This window comes from Rhizobacter sp. P5_A1 (assembly GCF_056400745.1).
This window is the reverse complement of record NZ_JBFUKR010000024.1, coordinates 16,943-38,443: the sequence shown is the minus strand read 5'-3', so window position 1 is coordinate 38,443 and position 21,501 is coordinate 16,943. Positions and strand designations below refer to the sequence as shown.

Sequence of the window (21,501 nt, the reverse complement as noted above, 5' to 3'; positions counted from 1 at the left end):
CGAGCACGGCAACCTAAAGCCGTCGCGTCAGCTGCCGACAACATACCGGAGGTGCCCGTATAGGCGTCCATCATTCGGAGGGTAGGAACTTGAAGCAGCGGTCCAGTGCTTGGCTCGGCCAAATCGTAGGGATCCTCTTGGTCCCGGCGGCGCAAGCGGCGAGTTTCGATTGTGCAAAGGCGACGACGCCAGTCGAGAAGGCCATCTGCCAGTCTCCCGTGCTCAGTGCGCTCGACGACGAAGTTGCCAAGCTGTACGCGCGCCGACTGCAGTTCGCAGGCATTGAGCGGGATTCCGCGATCAGCGCGCAGCGGAAGTGGCTGCGCGAGGATCGCAACTGGTGCAAGGACGAACAGTGCATCGCGCTGTCGAGCTGGCAGCAGAGCATGACTCTGCGCACGACACTGGAGCGCAGCGGATTCAATGCCGCGGACATTCCGCAAGTTGCCGCCAACGGCCACGACCTGGAGAAACTGGTCGCCGGTCAGCCCCCGGTCGCTGCGGACAAACCTTCCGCCGCGAAGGCGCCGAGTTCGCCAGCATCGCCCACCCCAGCTTCAACTGATTCGCAGCAGGCCTCGCAGACGCCGGTGCCTCCCATTTATGGGGATTCTCGAAACGAGTACCCGCTGCCGGCACACACTGCGAGCGGCATCACGGTGGAGATGGGCACCCTCAACCCCGCGATGCCCTTGTTCACCGTGTCCAACCGGACCGATCTGGCGGCCGCGATGCTGAAGGTTCGGTGTGCGAGCGCCACGAGGCCCGGCGTCACGCGCAACTACGACCTTGTCATTGGCCGCGAGGGCGCACCACTGTCCGAGTTGTTCATGCTTCCCGACTCCGAGACCTCACGCGTCTTCGTGTTGGAGAAGGGGCGCCGTGTAACCACCGCGACCGCCCAACCGTCGCCGTGGATGCAGGACGAGCGTGTCAGCTGTGAACCCCTGGTGGCCGTCTTGCCGACCAAGGAGGAGGTTGCAGCGCTCAACAAGATCTTGCGCGAGGGTCAGGACGCAAGCAGGAAAGCCTATCAGGTGGAGATGGCGAAGTACGCGGATCCGGTCGGTGTCTTGGCTCGCGCAGGCTTCTCGATCGCCCCTTCGGACCCAAGATGCGGCTACCTGAGAGAGGATTTCATCACGCGGGCATCCCTCGCCAAGGAACAAGTGCAGCATTTCGGCGTTGATGGCGTGCGGAAGGGCGCGTACCAGCAGGTCGAGACCGCCAAGGCCATCGGCTGCCTACCGCGAACCTTTCCCTAAAGCGCTTGCCAGGTGCCAGGCAACCTCAGACGCACTGACCACACGAGCCCCCGCCACAGCATTGAAATGCATGTCGAAACTCGAGTAGGGACGTCGCGGGGTCAGGCCGAGATGGCGCAGCAGGGGTACCAGACCCGCTTGGTGAAATTCGTCGTGTCCACCGGTTCGCCGATGCGGTTGCAGAACACGTACTGCATCGTCCCGGTGGCTGGCTTTGCGGCCCAACGGGCATAGAGCGACCGTAGTGCGAAGGTCATGCGGCCCAAAAAGAAAGGGCCCGCTCACCGGCGGGCCCTTGGTACGAGTGGTGGAGAGGAGGAGGATCGAACTCCCGACCTTCGCATTGCGAACGCGACGCTCTCCCAGCTGAGCTACCCCCCCACATCGAGCGCCAGTTTAGCAAACTTGGCGCCCCTCGGGCCGACCGCGGCGGAATCCATTCGGCAACCGCAGGTCAGAGCGCGATCAGCCCGGCCACCACGCCGATGACCAGCATCGCACGCACGAGCTGGTAGCTCACCGGGCTCCAGCGCTTGAAGCGCCGCCGGTACTGACCCGCCAGGTGCGAGAGCCAGAACAGGCGGCCGATCAGGCCGCTGCGATCGCCGGGCTCGTTGGCCGATGCGGCCTCGCTCATCACGTAGCGCGAGAAGCCCCGGTTGAGCCATTGCATCCACCGAAAGCGCAGCGGCCGCTCGACGTCGCACAGCAGGATGAGCCGGTCTTCGTCGGTGTCGTTGCGGACCCAGTGGATGTAGGTCTCGTCGAAGATCACGCCCTGGCCGTCACGCCAGCTGTAGGGCTGGTTGTCGACCCAGATGCAGCAGCGATCGTCGTTCGGCGTTGCCAGGCCGAGGTGGTAGCGCAGCGATCCGGCGTACGGGTCGCGGTGTCGGTTCAGCTTCGAGCCACGCGGCAGCTCGGCAAACAGCGCGGCCTTGATCGCCGGCACGCGCTGCAGCAGCTCGACGGTGCGCGGGCAGTAGCGCTCGGCCGAGGGCGGGCGCTCTTCGTACCACTTCAGGTAGAAGCGCTTCCAGCCTTCCTTGAAGAACGAATTGAAGCCGGCGTCGTCGTTGCGCTCGGCCGCCCGGATGCGGCGCAGGCTGGCCAGCGCCTGCGCTTCGTCACGGATTTCTTCCCAGTGCGCCTCCAGCTCGCGCAGGCCGGCGATGCTGTCGACCGGCACGTACGGGCTGGTCGGCACGCGCGAGAAGAGGTACATCAGCACGTTGAGCGGCGCCAGCAGTGCCGAGTGATCGAACACCTGCTTGAACCACGCATGGCGCACCGCACCGCGCAGATGCACGAAGGTGATCGCCATCGCGAACATCACGAGCACGGACCATTTCAGCATTCAAGGCACACATCGAGGCCGGGGCCGGCCACTGTAAAACAAACAAACGGGCTTCGCTCGCCAGGGGCCGGCCTCCCGGGCTGGCTCAGCGCGTCGGCGCGGCGCCGCACTCCCAGGCTCCGCCCGTTCCGGGCATGCCGATTGCCGGTCACCGCTGGCAAGTCCAATGGAGGAAATCATGGGCTACACCCATCTTGTACTCGGTGCCGCAATCGCCGCGTCGCTCGTCGTGGGCGGGTGCTCGTCAACGGCCAGCACGAGCAAGGCGCGCTCGGGCGATCCGGCGCTCGGAACGGGGAAATTCAGTGCCGACACGCGCCGCGAGATCGACGACGGCTATCGCGCGACATTGAATCGGCTCTACGAGACCACGCCCGGCAGCCGCGAGCTCGTCGCGAAGGCGCGCGGCGTGCTGGTCTTCCCGCGCGTGTTCGCCGCGGGCTTCGTCGTCGGCGGCGAATACGGCGAGGGCGAGCTGCGCGTCGGCGGCGCGGTCGACGGCTACTACCGCACGACGACGGCCTCGTTCGGCTGGCAAATCGGCGCGCAGTCGAAGGCGCTGATCTTCCTGTTCATGACGCAGGACGCGCTCGACAAGTTCCGCACCGGCCCGGGCTGGGCCGGCGGCGTCGACGCCTCGGTCGCGATGCTCAAGCTCGGGGCGAACGGCGCGGTCGACGTCAACGCCGCGGGCGCGCCGGCGGTTGCGTTCGTGATGACCAACGCCGGCTTGATGGCGAACCTGACGCTCGAGGGCACCAAGGTCACGCGCGTCGAATAGGTCGCTCGCTCGCGGCCGCGGGGGCCGCGCCCGGCGCGGCCTACTTCGCGGGGCCCGAATACGCGGCCTCGAGCGCCGCGATGTCGAACTTGACCATCTTCATCATCGCGTCGGCCGCGCGCTTGGCCTTCGCGCGATCCGGGGCGGCCATCATCTCGGCCATCACCTTCGGCACGATCTGCCACGCGAGGCCGTAGCGATCGCGCAGCCAGCCGCATTGCTCGGCCGTGCCGCCGTTCGCGAGCAGCGCGTTCCAGTAGCGGTCGATCTCGGCCTGGTCGTCGCAGTTCACGACGAACGACACCGCGTGGTTGAACGGATCGAGCGGGCCGGCACTCATCGCGACAAAGGCCTGCCCGAACAACAGGAACTCGACGACCTTCACCGAGCCCGCCGGGCCGCTCGGCGACTCGGTCGGCAGTGACGTGACCCGCGTCACGCGCGAGTCGGGGAACGTGGCCGCGTAGAAGGCCGCAGCCTCCTCCGCTTCACGGGAATACCAGAGAAAGGGGGTGATCTTCTGCATCGTCATCGCGCGTCTCCTGTGACTGTGTGACAGAAAAGAGAAATGGCGGCGCGTGCGCCGTCATCGAGACGACGAACGAGCCGCGTCGAGATCGACGCGGCTGCGCTGCGATCAGTTCCGTGCCCGGTCGGGAAGGCTGTAGTTGCAGACGCCCTGCGGGAAGATCTGCTTGAGCTTGGCAAGGTCGGCCGCGCTCGGCACCCAGGCGCCATAGGTGCCGTCGGAGACCGCCGTGTCGAGCGATTTCAGTGCGCAGCTGTAGATGCCGCCCTCGATCGGCGCGCCCGCGACGGTGCGTGCGGTGCCGTACAGCTTGAAGGCCTGGGTGCAGGCGCCCGCGGGCTTGGTGTCGAGGATGCCGTCCCAGACGCCGGCGCCGGCCTGGATCAGCTGGCCCTGCAGGTCGAAGCAGCTGTCGACCGCCGCCGCCGGCTTGTTGTCGGCGATGCTCCTGGCCGGGTTGGCCTGGATGTTGGTCATCCACTCGTCCATCACCGCCAGCGCCTGCAGCGTCTGGCTCGCCTTCGGCACGCCGGGCGTTGTATCGGTGAACCAGATGACCTGGTTCGCCACGTGGCCGCCGCGGTTCAGGATGCGCTGGCGCGACGCGAACGACTGGTGCACGTTGTGCATGTCGAGCTCGCGTTCCAGGTACTGGCGATGGTCGATCGCCGGCACATCGAGCTTGCCGTCGAACACATGGCCGCTGGTGTAGGCCGCGTGCATCGCCAGCGGGTCGCCGGCGGTGCGCGGTGCCGGCTGGTCGGCGGCCGGGCTCAGGCGCATGTTGCGACGGCTCCAGGGGTCGAAGGTCGCGGGGCTGAACGCGCCGAGGAACGGAAAGCCTTCCTGGACCATCTCGCTCGGGTGCTTCCAGCCGCCGACATGCCAGTTCAGGTGCACGAACTCGGCCGGCGTGATCTTGCCGGCCTGCAGCGACTTCAGGCCGTATTGCACGCCGACGTTGTCCCAGGTCGGGCGCGCGGCCCCGGTCGCGTCGACGCCATAGACGTTGCGCAGGTCGTCGTAGTGCGTCCAGCGGATCGCCGCGATCGCGCTCTGCGGTTCGTAGAGCTGCTGATTCGGTGCCTGGCCGTACCACGGGTTCATCGCCAGCGGCGAGAGGCCGCGCCACGACTTCACGCACTCGGTCGAGCCGATCGCGGTGCTGTAGCCGAGCGCCGTCTTGGCCGCGGCGAGCGGGTCGTTGACGTTGCCGAGCGGCCCCTCTTCGGCGTTCATGCCGACCAGCCAGCTGCGGTTCTTCGTGACGCGCCACTTCGCATTGGTGCGGTCGGTCGCGTCCATGTAGTGCTCGAGCAGCTCGCAGTCGCCGACGTGGATGGTCTGCGTGACCATGTCGGGATACGACTGCACCGGCAGCAGCGCGTCGAGCACGCCGGGCTGGTTCTGCGCGATCAGGTACTGCTGGATCGCACCGCCCGAGCCGCCGAGCCCGACGGTGTAGCTCGGCACGCCATAGCGCTCGATGAAGCGCTCCTTGGTCATCATCGCGGTTTCGCCGGCGAGCGTCATGTTGTAGTGCGTGCCGGTGTTGTTGCCGCTCGAATGGACGATCGCGTAGCCCTGGCCGAGGATGTCGAGGTTCATCGAACCGCCGTGCACCGTGCCCTGGCTGTGACCGATCGCGACACCGCCCTGGAACCAGTACAGCAGCTTGCCGTTCCACAGGCTGAGGTCGGGCTGCGTCGTGCTCTCGCCGAGCGGCGCCAGCATCGCGATGCTGTACAGGAAACGGTTGATCGAGCCGATCTCGCGGCGCACGATGAAGTCGACCGTGCGGCCGTCGGCCAATGTCGTCGTGCTCATGTCCGCGGGGCGGCTGCCGTCGGCGGGCAACGGCCGCAGCGCCCCGGCGCTGTTGCGGTACTGGTAGCCGACGAAGGTGTCGATCGAGCAGTTGCGGCTGTAGCCGATCAACGCACCTTGCGCATTCGTGACCTTGTAGCCCGGCGCCGTCGGCGTGTCGACCAGCGGCTGCCTGCCGACCGCGCCCTGGATCGTCGTGCAGACGAACGGCGTCTGCTGCTCGCCGCTGAACATCGGCCCGGTGATGGGGTGGTTGGTCAGCGCGATGCTGTCGCGCACGCCGCCGCTGCGGTGCCGTACCTCGAGCATGTTGGCGCCGACGACCAGCCCGCTGACCACGCCTTCGAGGCGGCCGGGCCTGGATTGCAGCGCCACGTCGAGACGCTGCCCGTTGAGCCAGAGCTCGAGCTTGTCGTGCAGCCCTTCGGCCGCGCGCACCTCGATGCGCGCATCGCCGCCCGACACGTACTGCGCCGGGCTCGACAGCACGCGCAGCTGCACCGTCATCGCCGGGTCGGCCGGGGTGACGCGCAGCGCCGTCACGGTGGGGCCACTCTGCTCCGCACCACCGCCGCCGCCACAGGCGGCGAGCAGCACCGTAACGGCCGCGAGCGCGGCCATGGAAGTCCATCGTTTCATCACGTTGTCTCCTGCGGGCGCTGATGGCCCTTTGTTGTTTGCCGTACGGCGAAGCCGGTGCGCGCAGCGCCCTGGTGGGGCGTGCGCGGCATCCGGCTCGCGACCCAGGCTACGCCGGCCCTGCGGCAGGCACCAGCGGGATTGCCCCGAGCGAATCCGCGGCACGCGCCGGCCCGCGGTCACCTCATGCGACTCGCGGTAACCCGCTATCCTGTGAGCGCCCTGCGCGTGGCTCCGGTCGTGGTTTCGCTTGCAGGTGGAGGATGAGGATGCACGGATGACGGCGTTCCGATTCGCGAACTGGCCACTGCGGGCCAAGATGGCAGCGCTGCTGATCGCGGCCTCGCTGCTGCCGCTCGCGATCTGGGCCACCATCGATCTGCGCCACGACCAGGCCCGGCTGCTGGACAACGTGAAGGGGCTCCTCGAAGCGCGCGGCGACCAGATCGTGCACGAGCTCGACGGCTTCCATCGCGGCTACCAGCGCTCGGTCGACCGGATCGCACGGTTCCCCGAATCCGCGGCCTACTGCGCCGAAACGCCGGAGCGCCGTGCGACGCATCAGGCCGCGATGCTCGGCCTTCTTTCCGCCTACCCGGCAAGCGACGCCGGCATACGCGGCGCGGCGCTGCTCGACGGCACCGGCCGCATCGTCATCGCCACGGAGGCGCCGCTGATCGGGGTCGACGTTTCCGATCGCCCGGTGGCGCGCGCGGCTTTGCAGGGGCGCGCGATCGTGTCCGACATCTTCGTCTCGTCGCCGCGCAGCGGATCGGTCCCGACGATCGCCTACATGACGCCGATGCTCGGGCCCGACCGCCAGGTGGCCTGCGTCGCCGTGCTGTGGGTGCGTGCCACGGCGCTGTGGAACACCGTCAAGGCCTCCAACGCGCTGGCCGGCCCCGACAGCTTCGCCGTGCTGTTCGACCGCGAAGGCATTCGCATCGCCCACACCTACAGCGACGACATCGTGTTTCACCCGGGAGGAAAGCTCGATCCGGCGACGCTCGGCCGGCTCGTCGCCGAAGGCCGGTTCGGGGCGCGCACGCGCGCATTGCTGGAAGACGTGCGGGCATTCCCCGAGCAGTTCGATCGCGCCCGCGCGACGGCGCCCGACCTGGGCGTGTTCCGCGGCTTTGCGCCCGTCAATCAGTCCTGGAGCTACGGTGTCGCGCGCCGCTTCGAGACGGTGCCGTGGACCGTGTTCTACATGGTTCCCGAGGCCGCGCTCGTGGCCCAGATCGCCGCGGCGATGCGCGAGCGGGTGTGGCTGGCCGTCGGCATCATCGCCCTCGCAGCCATCGTCGGTCTCGCATTCGCCGCCAACATTCTTCAGCCGGTGCGCGCGCTCGGCCGGGCTGTCAGCTCGATCGGGGCCGGCGATCTCGCGGCCCGTGTGCCGAATCTGCGCGGCGACGAACTCGGGCGCTTCGGTGCCAGCTTCAATGCCATGGCCGAGCGCATCCAGCAGCAGGACGCGGCACTGCGGCAGTCGCGCGACCAGCTCGATCGGCAAGTGCAGCTGCGCACCGCCGAGCTGACGCAGACCACGCAAGACCTGCGGGCCGAGATGGCCGAGCGCGTGCGCATGGACCGCGAGCTGCGCGAGCGCGACGCCGCGTTGCACCGCGCCCATGTGATGACGAAGCTCGGGCACGTCATCACGCGGCCCGACGGGTCGTTCGAGACCTGGTCCGACACCTTGCCGCCGCTGGTCGGGGCCGAGCCGGCGCAGATGCCGCAAAGCACGCGCGAGTGGATGAGCCTGCTGCACCCGGACGACCGTTCGACGTTTCGCAGCACGAGCATCGCGGCCGGCGTCGATGGCACCCGCAAGGACGTCGAGTACCGGCTGCGGCGCGTCGATGGCGAATGGATCCATGTGCGCCAGGTGATCGAACCCATTCCGGGTGCCGTCGATGCCAACGGCCGGATGCGATGGTTCAGCACGCTGCAGGACGTCACCGACCAGAAGCAGTCCGAGCAGGAGCTGCGGGCTAGCGAGGAACGCACGCGCCTGATCGTCGACACCGCGCTCGACGCCGTGGTCACGATGGATGGCGCAGGCGCCATCACCGGCTGGAGCCCGCAGGCCGAGACCACCTTCGGCTGGACGCGCGAAGAGGCCATCGGGCGCTTCCTGGCGCAGACGATCATCCCGGCGCAGCACCGCGAGGACCATCGGCGTGGCCTGGAGCGCTACCTCGCGACCGGCGAAGCGACGGTGTTGAACAAGCGCATCGAACTCACCGCGCTGCATCGCGACGGTCGGGAGTTTCCGATCGATCTGTCCATCACGCCGATCGGGGACGGCGCGAACCCGAGCTTCAGCGCCTTCGTGCGCGACATCACGGATCGCAAGCTCGCGCAGGCGCGCCTGCAGGCGCAGCTGGAGCGCATGACGCTGCTGGACCAGATCACCCGCGCCATCGGCGAGCGGCAGGACCTGCAAAGCATCTACCAGGTCGCGATCCGCAGCCTGGAAGAACGGCTGCCGGTGGACTTCGGCTGCGTCCTCCAGCATGACGCGGTGGCCAATTCGCTGACGGTCATTCGCGTCGGTGCCCACAGCCGGACGCTGGCGCTGGAGCTCGCGATGGACGAGCACTCGCGCATCGAGATCGACCGCAACGGGCTCTCGCACTGCGTGCGCGGCGAGCTGGTCTACGAGCCGGACGTGCGCGAGATCGCATTCCCGTTTCCGCAGCGGCTCGCGCGCGGCGGGCTGCGCTCGCTGGTCGTCGCGCCGCTGCAATCCGAAAGCCGCGTGTTCGGCATCCTGGTGGTCGCGCGCCGCCTGCCGCAGGCCTTCGACAGCGGCGACTGCGAGTTCCTGCGCCAGCTGAGCGCGCACGTGGCGCTGGCGGCCCAGCAGGCCGAACTGCACGGCGCGCTGCGCCAGGCGTACGACGATCTGCGCCAGAGCCAGCAGACCGTGATGCAGCAGGAACGCCTGCGCGCGCTGGGCCAGATGGCCAGCGGCATCGCGCACGACATCAACAACGCGATCTCGCCGATCGCGCTGTACAGCGAGAGCCTGCTGGAGCGCGAACCCGGCCTGAGCGAACGCGGACGCGGCTACCTGGTGACGATCGCCCGCGCCATCGACGACGTGGCCGCGACGGTCGCCCGCATGCGCGAGTTCTACCGCCAGCGCGAGCCCCAGCTGCAGGCCATCTCGCTGCGGCTGAACCCGCTGGTGCAGCAGGTGATCGATCTGACCGAGGCGCGCTGGAGCGACATGCCCCAGCAGCGCGGCGCCGTCGTCCGCCTCGAGACCGAGCTGGCGCCGGACCTCCCGGCCGTGCTGGGCGTCGAGAGCGAGGTCCGCGAAGCGTTGATCAACCTGGTCTTCAACGCGGTGGACGCAATGCCCGACGGCGGCGTCCTGCGGCTGCGCACGCACTGCGCCGGCGAGCCGGGCGACCCGGCGGCGGCGCGGTACGCGGTCCTGGAAGTGACCGACACCGGTGTCGGCATGGACGAGGACACGCGGCGCCGCTGCCTGGAGCCGTTCTTCACGACCAAGGGCGAGCGCGGCACCGGCCTCGGGCTGGCGATGGTCTACGGCATCGCACAGCGGCACGGCGCGGAGATCGAGATCGACAGCCACGTCGGCAGCGGCACGACCGTGCGCCTGAGCTTCCCGGTTCCGGCGACCGAGCCGAGCGAGCGGAGCGCGTCGGCACCCAAGGCACCCACGTCCCGGCTGCGCGTGCTGATCGTCGACGACGACCCGGTGATGCTCAAGTCGCTGTGCGACACGCTCGAGCTCGACGGCCATGTCGTTGTCGCCGCGAACGGCGGCCAGGCCGGCATCGACGCCTTCCGCGCACCGCGCCGAGCGGATGAAGCCTTCGACGCCGTCATCACCGACCTGGGCATGCCGCACATCGACGGGCGCAAGGTGGCCAGTGCCGTGAAGACAAGCTCGGCGGCGACACCGGTCATCCTGCTCACCGGCTGGGGGCAGCGGCTACTGACCGACGGCGAGACCCCGATGCACGTGGACCGCGTGCTCAGCAAGCCGCCGAAGTTGCGCGAGGTGCGGGCTGTGCTGGCCGAGCTGACGCTGCGCAGCGCCGGCGATGGCGAGGCCGGTTCGACGACCCGGGAGATCGCGTGACCGCGCGGCTGCTGATCGTCGACGACGAGGCGGCGCAGATGCGCGCCTTGTGCGACACGCTCGAGGATCAGGGCTACGAGGTCCACGGCTGCGCCGATGGCGAAGCCGCCTTGCTCGAGCTGCGGCGCGCGCCGTACGACCTGCTGCTCGCCGACCTGATGATGCCGGGGATGAACGGGATCGATCTGCTGCGCGCGGCGCTGGCGATCGACCCGATCCTGGTCGGCATCATCATGACCGGCGAAGGCACGATCGGCTCCGCCGTCGAGGCCATGCAGTCCGGCGCGCTCGACTACATCCTCAAGCCGTTCAAGCTCAGCGCCATCTTGCCGGTGCTCAGCCGCGGCCTGACGATGCGCCGCTTGCGGGTCGAGAACGCGGCGCTGGAACGGCGCGTGCGCGAGCACGCGGCCGAACTCGAGACGACCAACCGCGAGCTCGACGCCTTCACGCGCTCGGCGTCGCACGACCTGCGCGCACCGCTGAACGTCGTGCTCGGATTCTCGGCGCTGCTGGCGAACGAGCTCGGCCCGCGGGTTCCGGCCGAACAGCGCGACTGGCTGACTCACATCGAGCGCTCTGCGCAGCGCATGTCCGACCTCATCGACGCGCTGATGCGGCTGTCGCAGGTCGGGCGGCAGGTCCTGCAACTGCAAAGCGTGGACGTCGCGGCACTGGTGCAAAGCATCGCCGACGACCTGCGCCAGGAGCAACCGCAGCGGCACGCGTCGCTGCAACTGGGCGCACTGCCCCGCACTACGGCCGACGCCTCGCTGCTGCGGCAGCTGTTCGTCAACCTGCTGTCGAACGCCTTCAAGTTCACGCGCGCTACGGAACACGCGGTGATCGAAGTGGGCTGCCAGGCCGATGGCGGCGAACAGGTCTTCTTCGTTCGGGACAACGGGCCGGGCTTCGACATGGCCCATGCACAGCGCCTGTTCGATGCGTTCCAGCGCTTTCACCGGGCCGATGAGTTCGAAGGCAGCGGCGTCGGCCTGTCGATCGTGCAACGCATCGTGCAGCGTCACGGCGGACGCATCTGGGCCGAGGCGGCGCCGGGCCGCGGCGCGAGCTTCTTCTTCAGCCTCGCCGCGGCCGGGCCGCCGTCGCCGACCCCGTCGACGGCGGCGTAGGCGCGCGCGGCGCGGCGGCGCGCCGTGCCTTGTCATCGGGCTTTCATGCGGCGCCGCTAGCGTGCCTGGTCATGCGCCGGTCCTGCCTGCGCACCCCGGGACTGCGGTCTCGCCATTCAGGGTCCGAGAATGAACCGTTCGATTCACCGGCGCGCGCTGCTGCGCGCCGGCTTCGCCGCGAGCCTGCCGCTCTTGATCCCCGCGGCGCGCGCCTGCGAGTTCTTCACGACGAACCTGCGCGTCTATAAACCGTGGACCCGTGCCACGGCCGACGGCGACACGGTCGCGCTGCTGTGCATGACCTTCGACGACGTGACGCTGGCCGATCGCCTGATCGGGGTCGAGACACCGGTGGCGCGCGATGCCGAGATGGGCGGCACGGGCGCGCGCGGCGCGATCGATCTCGCGATCCCACCCGGGCGCGAGACCGTGCTCAGCGAAGCCGGCCGCTTCATCCGGCTCACCGGCCTGCGCTACCCGCTGCAGCTCGGCTGCAGCTACCCGCTGACGCTCGTCTTCGAAAGAGGCGGCACCGTCGCGGCGGACATCGATGTCGACTACGAGCGCAACGCCTGACGCCTCTTCTTCGCGTCACGACCCCGTCATCGACGCTGCCTAGCATCGTCCGAGCCCGGCCCCCAAGGCCTACCGCCTCGACACCACAACACCAAGGACAACCTTCGATGAAGCTCGCCCTCAGCAAGAACCAGATCGCCCTCGCGGCGATCGCTGCCATCGGTGCCCTCGGCACATCGCCGACGATCGCGACCGCGGCCGGCAAGACGCCCGGTCAGTACGTGACCGGCGACTTCCACAACCACACGACCTGCTCGGACGGCTCGATCTCGATGCAGAAGCTGGTCAAGAAGGCCACCGGCAAGGACGACGGCACCTTCGGCCTGGACTGGTTCGTGCAGGCCGGGCACGGCGGCAACGGCAACCGCAACTGCACGCTGGTCGAAGACGCGAGCCTGAGCACGCCGGCCTATCCCGTAGTCACCGGCAAGGGCCCGACGACCACCTGGGCGAACAGCATCGGCGCCGAGAACATCAAGGGCGATGGCGGCGGTGTCGGCGGCAACGGCAACATGTGGCGCTGGCAATCGATCCAGGAGTTCCAGTACCCGCTGATCGAGTACCTCTCGGCGCAGAAAAGCCAGCCGCTGTTCATCGGCATGGAGTCGGTCGTCGCCGGCCACGAGCACACGTCGATGTCGGTGATCACCGGTCAGATGCCGGCCTCGCTCGATTCGGCCACGCTGCCGACGAGCGCCGGCTACACCGCGCTCGGCAACGCGAACGCGCTGGCGCAATGGTCGTACTGCTTCGACCGCGGCGACACCGACAAGAGCCGCGGCAACGTCACCGGCTCGGCGATCGGCAACAACTGGAATTGCGCCGTGCCCGGCAGCAACAGCGCGGCGGATGTCAGCTGGAACGCGACCGCGCAGAAGCTCCTGCCCGCCAGCGGTGCGGGCAACGGCACGAAAGGCCACCTGAAGACGGTCGAGGCGGTGAAGTGGATGACCGCGTACCACCCGACCGGCAGCTACTACGTCCCGGCCCACCTGGAGCGCGCCGGCCCGTTCAATCCCGATGGCAACAACGGCTACAACGTCGAGCACCTGCGCGACTTCAACAATGTGGCGCCGAAGGTCGCGTTCGGCTTCGAGACGCAACCGGGCCACGGTGCGTCGTCGAGCCGCGGCGAGTACTCGCCCAAGCGCAACAACATCGGCGGCGTGCTGACCGACTCGGTCGGCGGCACGACCTACGGCGGCACCGGCGTCTACGGCGCGCAGGTCGGCGGCGTGTGGGACGCGCTGCTCGGCGAAGGCCGCAACTTCTGGTTCTTCGCGAGCTCGGACTGGCACAACCGCGGCAGCTTCGGCCCGGACGATCGCCGCTCGACGCAGGACTTCTTCCCCGGCGAGTACCAGCGCGACCACGTGATGGTGCGCAACGGCGCCGACAAGCTGCGCCCGCAGACCATCGTCGACGGGCTGCGCACCGGCAACAGCTTCGCGGCCAGCGGCCAGCTGATCGATCGCCTGGCCTTCGTCGCGTGCGCCTCGTACAAGGGCGGCGGCGGCTTCCGGCCGGATGCCTCGGCCGAGGCGCTCGCGGTGAACGCCGCGACGAAGAACACCGACGTCGAGACGCCGCGCTGCGCGACGATGGGCGAGAAGCTCGTCGTGCAGCCGGGCGCCGAGATCGTCGTGGCCATCGTGCTGCGCGATCCGGCCGGCGCCAACCACTCGCCGTACACGTTCGCGAACCCGTCGCTGGCGCAGATCGGCGTGAGCCAGCCGCTGAACATGCCGGTGCTCGACCACGTCGACCTGATCCGCGGCATGGTCTCGGGCTACAAGACGCCGGGCGCCGCCGACTACGCCGGCGAGTGGCCGCGCAACACCGCCTGGCTGAAGGAAGACGGTACGACCGCCGGCCTGGCGACGGTTCCGGCCGCGGCCAGGAACACGACCGCGGCGGTGATCAAGACTTTCAACGGCAGCAGCAAGACGCCGTGGGCGACCGTGCAGTCGGGTGAAGACAACAGCGCCTTCCTGAAGATGAGCTACCGCATCCCGGCGGTCACGGCCTCGCAGTACATCCGCCTGCGCGGCAGCAACCTGCCGGCATCGGTGCCGTTCGAGACCGACGCCAGCGGCAACCCGCTGGCCGACCTGTACACGAACGCTTCCGACACGAGCAAGCTGAAGATCCCGTGCACCGTGGTCGGCAGCAACGTTCCGGCCAACGGCGTCAACTACAGCGGCGCCGCGATCGATGGCTGCCCGGCTCACCTGCCGGTCGTGAATGGCGTGAAGTACACGGCGTTCGACGTCGCCGCGTGGGCCGACCTCTGGTTCTACAGCAACCCGATCTACATCGAGGTCGAGGGCTCGACGGCCGTCGCCGGCGTCAAGTAGAGGTCAGGCACGTCAGGCAAGACGGGCGCGGGCAACCGCACCCGAAGGCGCCGCGCGATCTCGCGCGGCGCATTTTTCGTTGGTGATTCGGATGATCTGAAATCCACATGTCCAGCACGCTCCCGGCTTCCGCACTCCCCTCCTCCGATCCTTCGCATCGCGGCGCACGCTGGCCGCAGTGGCTGCGCGAGCCGCTGCTGCACTTCGTCGTGCTGGGCGCCGTGCTGTTCGCGCTCGACCATGTCGTGCTCGGCCGCAGCGACGACCCGCGCACGATCGTGATCGGCGCCGAGGTCGACAACGAGGCGCGGCAGCTGTTCAAGGCCTCGCGCGGCCGCGAGCCCGATGCCGACGAGCTGAGCGCGTTGCGGCGCGTCTGGCTCGACAACGAGGTGCTCTACCGCGAAGGCCTGGCGCTGCAGGTCGACCGCGGCGACACCGCAATCCGCGAACGCGTGATCTTCAAGGCGCTGAGCGTGATCGACGCGAACGTCAAGCTGCCGCCGTTCGACGACAAGCTGCTGCGCGGCTGGTTCGAGAGCCACCGAGCCCAATACGACGAGCCCGCACGCTTCGACTTCCAGGAGGCGGTGCTTTCCGGCGACGCTTCGGAATCGACCGTGCGCGCCTTCGTCAACACCTTGAACGCCGGCACGCCGGGCGACGCGAAGGCGGGCCTGCGCGTCTTCAAGAGCCGCCCGCAGGCGAACCTCGTGCAGAGCTACGGCCCCGAGTTCGCGAAGGCGCTGGCCGAATCGCCGGCCGGCGAATGGCGCGCCCAGCCGACGCGCGACGGCTGGCGTGCGATCCGCCTCGACGCGATGACCCCGCCGCGGCCGGCCGCGTTCGAAGCGCTGCGCGGCGTCGTGCTGCAGGACTGGACCGATGCGACGCTGTCGGCGCAGCGCAGCGCGGCAGTGCGGGCGCTCGCGCAGAAGTACACGCTGAAGACCGAGGCCGCGCCGAAATGAACGCCACGAACGCGCTGTGGCGTGCCCTGCTGCTGGTCATGCTCGCGTTGCTGAGCGCCGCGGCCGGCGCGCACGAGATGAGCATGGCGGAGATGCAGCTGCGCGAGACCTCGCACGGCGAATTCCTGTGGCAATGGACCGCCAGCGAGAAGCGCCCGGCCAGCGAAGACCTGAGCCCCGTCTGGCCCGAGGGCTGCCGCGCCGAGTCGAACGTGCTGCGTTGCGGCGCGAACGGGCTGCAGGGCGTGCTGTCGATCGAGGGCGTCGGCAAGCGCTATTCGGCGGCACTCGTGAAGGTCTTCTGGCTCGATGGCCAGTCGCGCGTCTACACGCTGACCGCGGGCCAGCCGACCGTGCACCTGTACGGATCGGCCGATGACCGGCGCGGTGCCGCCGAGATCGCGTCGGCGTACACGGTGCTCGGCATCGAGCACATCCTGACCGGCTTCGACCACCTGCTGTTCGTCATCGGGCTGCTGTTCCTGGTCGGCTTCCGGCGCCGGCTGCTGTGGACGATCACCGCGTTCACCGCGGCGCACAGCCTGACGCTCGCGAGCAGCGCGCTCGGCTGGCTGGTGCTGCGGCCGCCGCCGGTCGAGGCGACGATCGCGCTGTCGATCATGCTCGTCGCCGGCGAGGCGCTGCACCGGCGCGAGACGCTCGCGCGGCGCTGGCCGGCGCTGGTCGCGTTCCTGTTCGGGCTGGTGCATGGCCTGGGCTTCGCGGGCGCGCTGAAGGAGATCGGCCTGCCCGACAGCCACCTGCCGATCGCGCTGCTGACCTTCAACGTCGGCGTCGAGATCGGTCAGCTGCTGACGGTCGGCGCGGCGTGGCTGCTGTGGCGGCTGTGCGCGCGCTGGCCCCGGCTGCAGCAGGCGCGCACGCCGGTTCTGTACGGCATCGGCTCGATGGCCGCGTACTGGTCCTGGCTGCGCATCGTCGCGATCTTCGGCTGACGCGAGCGCGAGCCCCTCACCAACTCTTCGATCCCATGAACGAAGTCATCGGCCTCTTTCCGATCCCTTTCATGCGCGCGCCGGCGACGCTGCCGCGGCCGCTGGTCGACGGTCTGGTCGAGCACTTCAGCGGCCTGGCGCTGCGCGACAACAGCTCGTCGGGCAACCTGTCGCACACCGAGATGCTGCGGCCCGGCGACAGCCCGCTGCTGGTCGAAGCGGCTGCGCTGATCACGCCGACCCTGTCCGAGTTCGGCACGCTGCTGTTCGGCGAGCGCCTGGCCTGGTCGATCAAGGAGATGTGGGTCAACGTGCTGGAGACCGGCGGCCGCCAGGCGATGCACAACCACGCGAACAGCTTCGCGTCGGGCGTGGTGTACCTGACGCCGACCCACCCCGGCTCGCAGACGGTCTTCATGAAGTCGCCGGGCGGCAGCGACTTCGTCTTCAAGAACGATCACGCCGCGATGACGCCCGGCCCGTTCAATGCGGACAAGTGGGTCAGCCCGGCCCCTGCGCCGGGCGACCTGGTGCTGTTCCCCAGCTACCTGATGCACGCGGTGCCGCCGAACGCCGGCGAACGGCGCATCACGCTGTCGTTCAACGCGATCCCGACGCGGCTCGACTCGTGGGGCTACGCCGTGTCGTTCAGCGGCTGATGGGCGCATCGCGTCGGTGGGCTGCGCTGGGCCTGATGGCCTGCTCGGGCTTCGCCGGGCTCGGCTACCAGATCGTCTGGACCCAGCAAAGCGCGCTCTGGCTGGGCCATGAGTCGGCCGCCGTGCTCGCGGTGGTGACGGCGTTCTTCGGCGGACTGTCGGTCGGCGCCTGGGCCACCGGCCCACGGATCGAGCGCAGTGCGAATCCGCTGCACCTGTATGCCGCCTGCGAGGCGGTCATCGCGCTGTGGGGCCTCGCGCTGATCTGGCTGATGGCACCGGCCAGCGACGCGCTACTCGGGCTCATCGGCGTCCAGCCGAGCGCCGTGTGGCAGTGGTCGGTGGCGTTCGGCGGTACCTTCGCGCTGCTGCTGCCGGCGACCGCGGCGATGGGCGCGACGCTGCCAGCAATGGAACGGGTGACGGCGCAGCTGCGCGCCGAAGGGCGATCGATCGCCGCGCTCTACGCGAGCAATACCTTCGGCGCGGTGATCGGCGTGCTTGCGACCGCCTTCTGGCTCGTGCCCGAGTTCGGACTGACCCGCACCGCGGGCCTGTGCATCGCGCTGAACCTGGGCTGTGCGGCGGTCGCGATGGCGACGCTGCCACGCGAGGTCGGAGCGCCGATCGCCGCGCTGCCGGCCTCGTCGTCGCGACACGCGGCGCTCGCGCGCCTCGCGCTCACCGGCCTGCTCGGCATCGGCTACGAAGTGCTCGTCGTGCGCGTGCTAAGCCAGGTCGCCGAGGACACGGTCTACACCTTTGCGATGCTGCTCGCGGTCTACCTGGTCGGCAGCGCACTCGGCGCCGCCGGCTACGAACGCTGGCGCGTGCGCAGCGCCGATCCCGAGCGGCTCGGCGATCGGCTGCTCTGCGCGCTGGCCGCGGCCTGCCTGCTCGGCACGACCAGCCTGTGGGCGGCGGAGTCGTTGAAGGCCTGGCTGCTCGCGCAAGCAGGCGCGAGCATGGCCGCGGCGATCGGCGCCGAGACGCTGCTGGCGGTCGCCGCCTTCGGGCTGCCGACGATTGCGATGGGCGCCTTGTTCAGCCACCTCAGCGCGGTCGCCCGCACGCGGGGCGCGAGCTTCGGCGCGGCGCTGGGCGCCAACACGCTCGGCGCGGCGCTCGCACCGTGGGTGTTCGGCGTGCTGCTGACGTCGTGGCTGGCGCCCAAGGGCGCGCTGCTGACGATCGCGCTCGGCTACCTCGCGCTCACCGCACGGCGCTGGCAGATCGCGCCGCTCGCCTGGGCGCCTGCGGCGATCGCCGCGGCGCTGTGGGTCGGCGCCGCGCCGCTGGCCTTCGTCGACGTGCCGGAGGGCGGGCACATCGTCAGCTATCGAGAGGGCGTGATGGCCGCGGTGAGCGTCGTCGAAGACGCGGCCGGCGTCGCACGGCTGCGCATCGACAACCGGCAGCAGGAAGGCAGCAGTTCATCACGGTTCGTCGATGCGCGCCAGGCGCTGCTGCCGGCGCTGCTGCACCCCGCGCCCCGGCATGCGCTGTTCCTCGGCCTGGGCACCGGCGTGACTGCGTATTCCGCCGCCGAGGATCCCACGCTGCAGGTCGACGCCGTCGAGCTGCTGCCCGAGGTCATCGAGGCGTCGCGACATTTCACGCGCGCGTTCACGGCCGAAGCGCCGAACCCGAGCATGCGGGTGATGGCGGCCGACGCGCGCCGCTACGTGCGGGCGACGCCGCAGCGCTACGACCTGATCGTCTCCGACAACTTCCACCCCGCGCGCAGCGGCTCGGGCGCCCTCTACACGACCGAGCACTTCCAGGCCGTGCGTTCGCGGCTCGCGGCCGGCGGGCTGTTCTGTCAGTGGCTGCCCTTGCACCAGCTCGATCTGGCGACCTTGCGAAGCATCGTCAAGTCCTTCATCGCGGTGTACCCCGAGGGTTCGGCCATCCTTGCGAGCAACAGCCTCGAGACGCCGGTGCTGGGCCTGATCGGACGCAGCGCTGCGATCCGATTCGACGTGCAGGACGTGCGCGACCGGCTGGCAACGACGGCGTTGCACACGCCCCCGACCGCGTTCGGCATCGACGACGAATTCGCGCTGCTCGGCAGCCTGGTGGCAGGCCCGACCGCGCTCGCGCGCTTCGCGGGCAACGCGACACCGAATACCGACGACCGCCCGGTCGTCGCGTATCGCGCGCCCCGCGTGACCTACGCCCCCGATTCGCTGCCGCGGGATCGGCTCGCCGCGCTGCTCGGCGAACTCTCGATCACGCCCGCCGAGGTGCTCGATGACGCGACCGATCCGGCATCGGCGCGCCGGCTGACCGCCTACTGGTCGGCACGCGATCGCTTCATCGAAGCCGGCCGCGCGGTCCGTCCCGCGGCCAGCGCGAGCGAGATGCTGGCCCAGGTTCAGCAGCCGCTGCTGGCGGTGCTGCGCATCAGTCCCGACTTTCGCCCGGCCTACGACCCGTTGCTGCGCATGGCCGCCGCCCTCGCGCCGACCGACCCGCACGGCGCGCTGGCGCTGCTGAACGAACTCCGAGCCGCGCAACCTGCCCGGCAAGAAGCCGCGCGGCTGGCCGACCATCTCGCGGCGATGCCGCAGGGGCCCGTGGGCCCGAATCCGTCAGTGCTGCGCTTGCCGGCGCGCGCCGTGCGGCGCCTTCGCGCTCATGCCGATGCGCGCTCGGCCTGTGCCCTGCGCCGCCAACGCAGCAAGCCGATCGCATAGGCAGCGTAGTAGCCCGCGAGCATGCCGAACACCAGCTGGGTCAACGGGCTGCTGCCGAAGCGCTGCGCCGCCGCCGGGTCGCTCAGCGCGCCTTCGTAGGTCTGGAACAGCCGGTACAGGATCCGGCCCGCGAGCAGCGCCGACAGTGCGATGCCGATGTGCGCGCTCGGCGTGTAGAAGAAGCCGTCGTCGACCTGCTCGAAACGCGTCAGGCGCAGGCCGTACTGCGCCAGCGCAACCCCCGCGAGCACGCCGCCGCCGAGCGCCAGCAGCGTCAGCGGCCGGTGCAGCGCCGCGGTGCCCAGCAGCGCCAGCAGTGCGGGGAACAGGATCGCCGCGGTCCAGTGCCGCCAGGCCACGGACTTCTGCCGCCCGACCATGCGCCGAACGCGGCGGTACAGCCGCCACGCGATCAGCGGCACGAGCGCGATGACAACGAGCGACTGGGGCTGCAAGCCGGCGCTCACAGCGAGGCTTCGATCAACTCGCGGTATTCGTCGGCCGTCGCGATGCGCGGGTTCGTCTTGTGGCAATGATCGGCCAGCGCGCCGCTGACGATGCGGTCGAACATCGAACGCTCGACGCCCATCGCCGCCAGGCCCGGCGGCAGACCGAGCCGCGCGTTCATCGCACGGATCGCGTCGGGAATATCGCCGCCGCCGGCGAGGCCCATCGCGCGTGCCATCCGGTCCAGGCGCTTGTCCTTGATCACGCTGTCGGCGCTGGCGTTGAAGCGCACGACCGCCGGCAGGAACATCGCGTTCAGCGTGCCGTGGTGCAGCCGCGGGTTCGCGCCCCCCAGGCTGTGCGACAGCGAATGCACCGCGCCCAGGCCCTTCTGGAACGCCAGCGCGCCCTGGATCGACGCGCTCATCATGTTCAGCCGCGCGTCGCGATCCTGGCCGTCGCAGGTCGCGCGCTCGATGTGTGCCCAGCCGCGCTCCAGGCCGTCGAGCGCGATGCCGTCGGCCGGCGGGTTGAATGCGGCGGACATGAAGGTTTCCATGCAGTGCGCGATCGCGTCCATGCCGGTCGCGGCGGTCAGGCCCGGCGGCAGCCCGAGCGTCAGCTCGGGGTCGCAGATCGCGGCGCGCGGCAGCAGGTGCCACGAGTGGAAGCCGAGCTTGCGGTGATCGTCGGTGATGACGATCGCGCCGCGCGCGACCTCGCTGCCGGTGCCCGAGGTCGTCGGCACCGCGATCAGCGGCGCCGCGGCCGCGGTGATCTTGGCGCTGCCGCCTTCGATGGTCGCGTAGTTCACGAGCGGGCCGGGATGCGTCGCCGCGATCGCGACACCCTTCGCGCAATCGAGCGACGAGCCGCCGCCGACCGCGATCAGCCCATCGCAGCCGTGCTCGCGGTACATCGCCGCGGCTTCGCGCACCGCCGCCTCGGTCGGGTTCGACGGCGTGCCGTCATAGACGACGAAACCCAGCGGCCCCTGCAGCGCAGCCGGCAGCGCGTCGAGCACCTTTTGCAACACGCCGGCGGCGCGCACGCCGATGTCGGTGACGATCAGCGGCTTCGTCATGCCGATGCGTTCGCACTCGGCGGCGAGCAGCGAGCGCGCACCGAACTCGAGCTGGATCTGGGTCAGGTAGTAGATCAAGGCCATCGGGGTCGTCT

Annotated in this window: 16 protein-coding genes and 1 tRNA gene; 10 read left to right on the top strand and 7 right to left on the bottom strand. The window is 69.6% G+C overall.

Features of this window, described 5'->3' with window-relative positions; all coding sequences use genetic code 11:
- The first annotated feature begins 89 nt into the window (after nucleotides 1–89).
- Complete coding sequence (locus AC1DTW_RS21765; RefSeq protein WP_477983480.1) at nucleotides 90–1,265, top strand: lysozyme inhibitor LprI family protein; 1,176 nt, start codon at nucleotides 90–92, stop codon at nucleotides 1,263–1,265.
- Nucleotides 1,266–1,366: 101 nt separating this feature from the next.
- On the opposite strand, the gene AC1DTW_RS21760 is transcribed toward AC1DTW_RS21765, so the two are convergent.
- The 3 genes from AC1DTW_RS21760 to AC1DTW_RS21750 all read right to left on the bottom strand — a co-directional run bounded on the left by AC1DTW_RS21760 (nucleotide 1,367) and on the right by AC1DTW_RS21750 (nucleotide 2,622).
- Nucleotides 1,367–1,522, bottom strand: coding sequence for a hypothetical protein (locus AC1DTW_RS21760; RefSeq protein ID WP_477983479.1), 156 nt, complete (start codon nucleotides 1,520–1,522; stop codon nucleotides 1,367–1,369).
- A 48-nt stretch (nucleotides 1,523–1,570) separates the two neighbouring features.
- Nucleotides 1,571–1,646 (bottom strand) — tRNA-Ala (locus AC1DTW_RS21755).
- A gap of 73 nt (nucleotides 1,647–1,719) precedes the next feature.
- Nucleotides 1,720–2,622: an aspartyl/asparaginyl beta-hydroxylase domain-containing protein gene (locus AC1DTW_RS21750; protein ID WP_477983478.1), complete on the bottom strand. Its 903-nt coding sequence runs from the start codon at nucleotides 2,620–2,622 to the stop codon at nucleotides 1,720–1,722.
- Nucleotides 2,623–2,800: 178 nt separating this feature from the next.
- Between AC1DTW_RS21750 and AC1DTW_RS21745 the strand changes: the two genes are divergently transcribed.
- On the top strand, nucleotides 2,801–3,403 hold the full coding sequence (locus AC1DTW_RS21745) for a BPSL1445 family SYLF domain-containing lipoprotein (RefSeq protein WP_477983477.1): 603 nt from the start codon (nucleotides 2,801–2,803) through the stop codon (nucleotides 3,401–3,403).
- A 40-nt stretch (nucleotides 3,404–3,443) separates the two neighbouring features.
- Here AC1DTW_RS21745 and AC1DTW_RS21740 read toward each other — a convergent pair whose 3' ends face one another.
- Entirely contained in the window at nucleotides 3,444–3,935 is a 492-nt protein-coding gene (locus AC1DTW_RS21740; protein WP_477983476.1) for a VOC family protein, read from the bottom strand.
- A gap of 105 nt (nucleotides 3,936–4,040) precedes the next feature.
- A complete protein-coding gene (locus AC1DTW_RS21735; protein WP_477983475.1) occupies nucleotides 4,041–6,398 on the bottom strand; it encodes a DUF6351 family protein in 2,358 nt (785 codons plus the stop codon).
- A 277-nt stretch (nucleotides 6,399–6,675) separates the two neighbouring features.
- On the opposite strand from AC1DTW_RS21735, the gene AC1DTW_RS21730 reads away from it, so the two are divergent.
- The 8 genes from AC1DTW_RS21730 (at nucleotide 6,676) to AC1DTW_RS21695 (ending at nucleotide 19,875) form a co-directional block, all read left to right on the top strand.
- Nucleotides 6,676–10,524, top strand: coding sequence for a PAS domain S-box protein (locus tag AC1DTW_RS21730; RefSeq protein ID WP_477983474.1), 3,849 nt, complete (start codon nucleotides 6,676–6,678; stop codon nucleotides 10,522–10,524).
- A complete protein-coding gene (locus AC1DTW_RS21725) occupies nucleotides 10,521–11,657 on the top strand; it encodes a sensor histidine kinase (protein WP_477983473.1) in 1,137 nt (378 codons plus the stop codon). Before AC1DTW_RS21730 ends, AC1DTW_RS21725 begins: the two co-directional genes overlap by 4 nt.
- A 129-nt stretch (nucleotides 11,658–11,786) precedes the next feature.
- Nucleotides 11,787–12,233: a copper chaperone PCu(A)C gene (locus tag AC1DTW_RS21720; RefSeq protein WP_477983472.1), complete on the top strand. Its 447-nt coding sequence runs from the start codon at nucleotides 11,787–11,789 to the stop codon at nucleotides 12,231–12,233.
- Nucleotides 12,234–12,340: 107 nt separating this feature from the next.
- On the top strand, nucleotides 12,341–14,590 hold the full coding sequence (locus AC1DTW_RS21715) for a hypothetical protein (RefSeq protein WP_477983471.1): 2,250 nt from the start codon (nucleotides 12,341–12,343) through the stop codon (nucleotides 14,588–14,590).
- Between the two features lie 107 nt (nucleotides 14,591–14,697).
- Entirely contained in the window at nucleotides 14,698–15,561 is an 864-nt protein-coding gene (locus AC1DTW_RS21710) for a peptidyl-prolyl cis-trans isomerase (RefSeq protein WP_477983470.1), read from the top strand.
- The gene (locus tag AC1DTW_RS21705; protein WP_477983469.1) at nucleotides 15,558–16,517 is read left to right on the top strand and encodes a HupE/UreJ family protein; all 960 of its coding nucleotides are present in this window, start codon (nucleotides 15,558–15,560) and stop codon (nucleotides 16,515–16,517) included. Before AC1DTW_RS21710 ends, AC1DTW_RS21705 begins: the two co-directional genes overlap by 4 nt.
- A gap of 35 nt (nucleotides 16,518–16,552) precedes the next feature.
- Nucleotides 16,553–17,176, top strand: coding sequence for a putative 2OG-Fe(II) oxygenase (locus AC1DTW_RS21700; RefSeq protein ID WP_477983468.1), 624 nt, complete (start codon nucleotides 16,553–16,555; stop codon nucleotides 17,174–17,176).
- A complete protein-coding gene (locus AC1DTW_RS21695) occupies nucleotides 17,176–19,875 on the top strand; it encodes a fused MFS/spermidine synthase (protein ID WP_477983467.1) in 2,700 nt (899 codons plus the stop codon). Before AC1DTW_RS21700 ends, AC1DTW_RS21695 begins: the two co-directional genes overlap by 1 nt.
- Here the strand turns inward: AC1DTW_RS21695 and AC1DTW_RS21690 are convergent.
- Nucleotides 19,815–20,342: a CcdC protein domain-containing protein gene (locus tag AC1DTW_RS21690; RefSeq protein WP_477983466.1), complete on the bottom strand. Its 528-nt coding sequence runs from the start codon at nucleotides 20,340–20,342 to the stop codon at nucleotides 19,815–19,817. The two genes, AC1DTW_RS21695 and AC1DTW_RS21690, sit on opposite strands and share 61 nt — an antisense overlap.
- On the bottom strand, nucleotides 20,339–21,490 hold the full coding sequence (locus AC1DTW_RS21685) for an iron-containing alcohol dehydrogenase (protein ID WP_477983465.1): 1,152 nt from the start codon (nucleotides 21,488–21,490) through the stop codon (nucleotides 20,339–20,341). The genes AC1DTW_RS21690 and AC1DTW_RS21685 overlap by 4 nt, the downstream gene beginning before the upstream one ends.
- Between the last annotated feature and the right edge of the window lie 11 nt (nucleotides 21,491–21,501).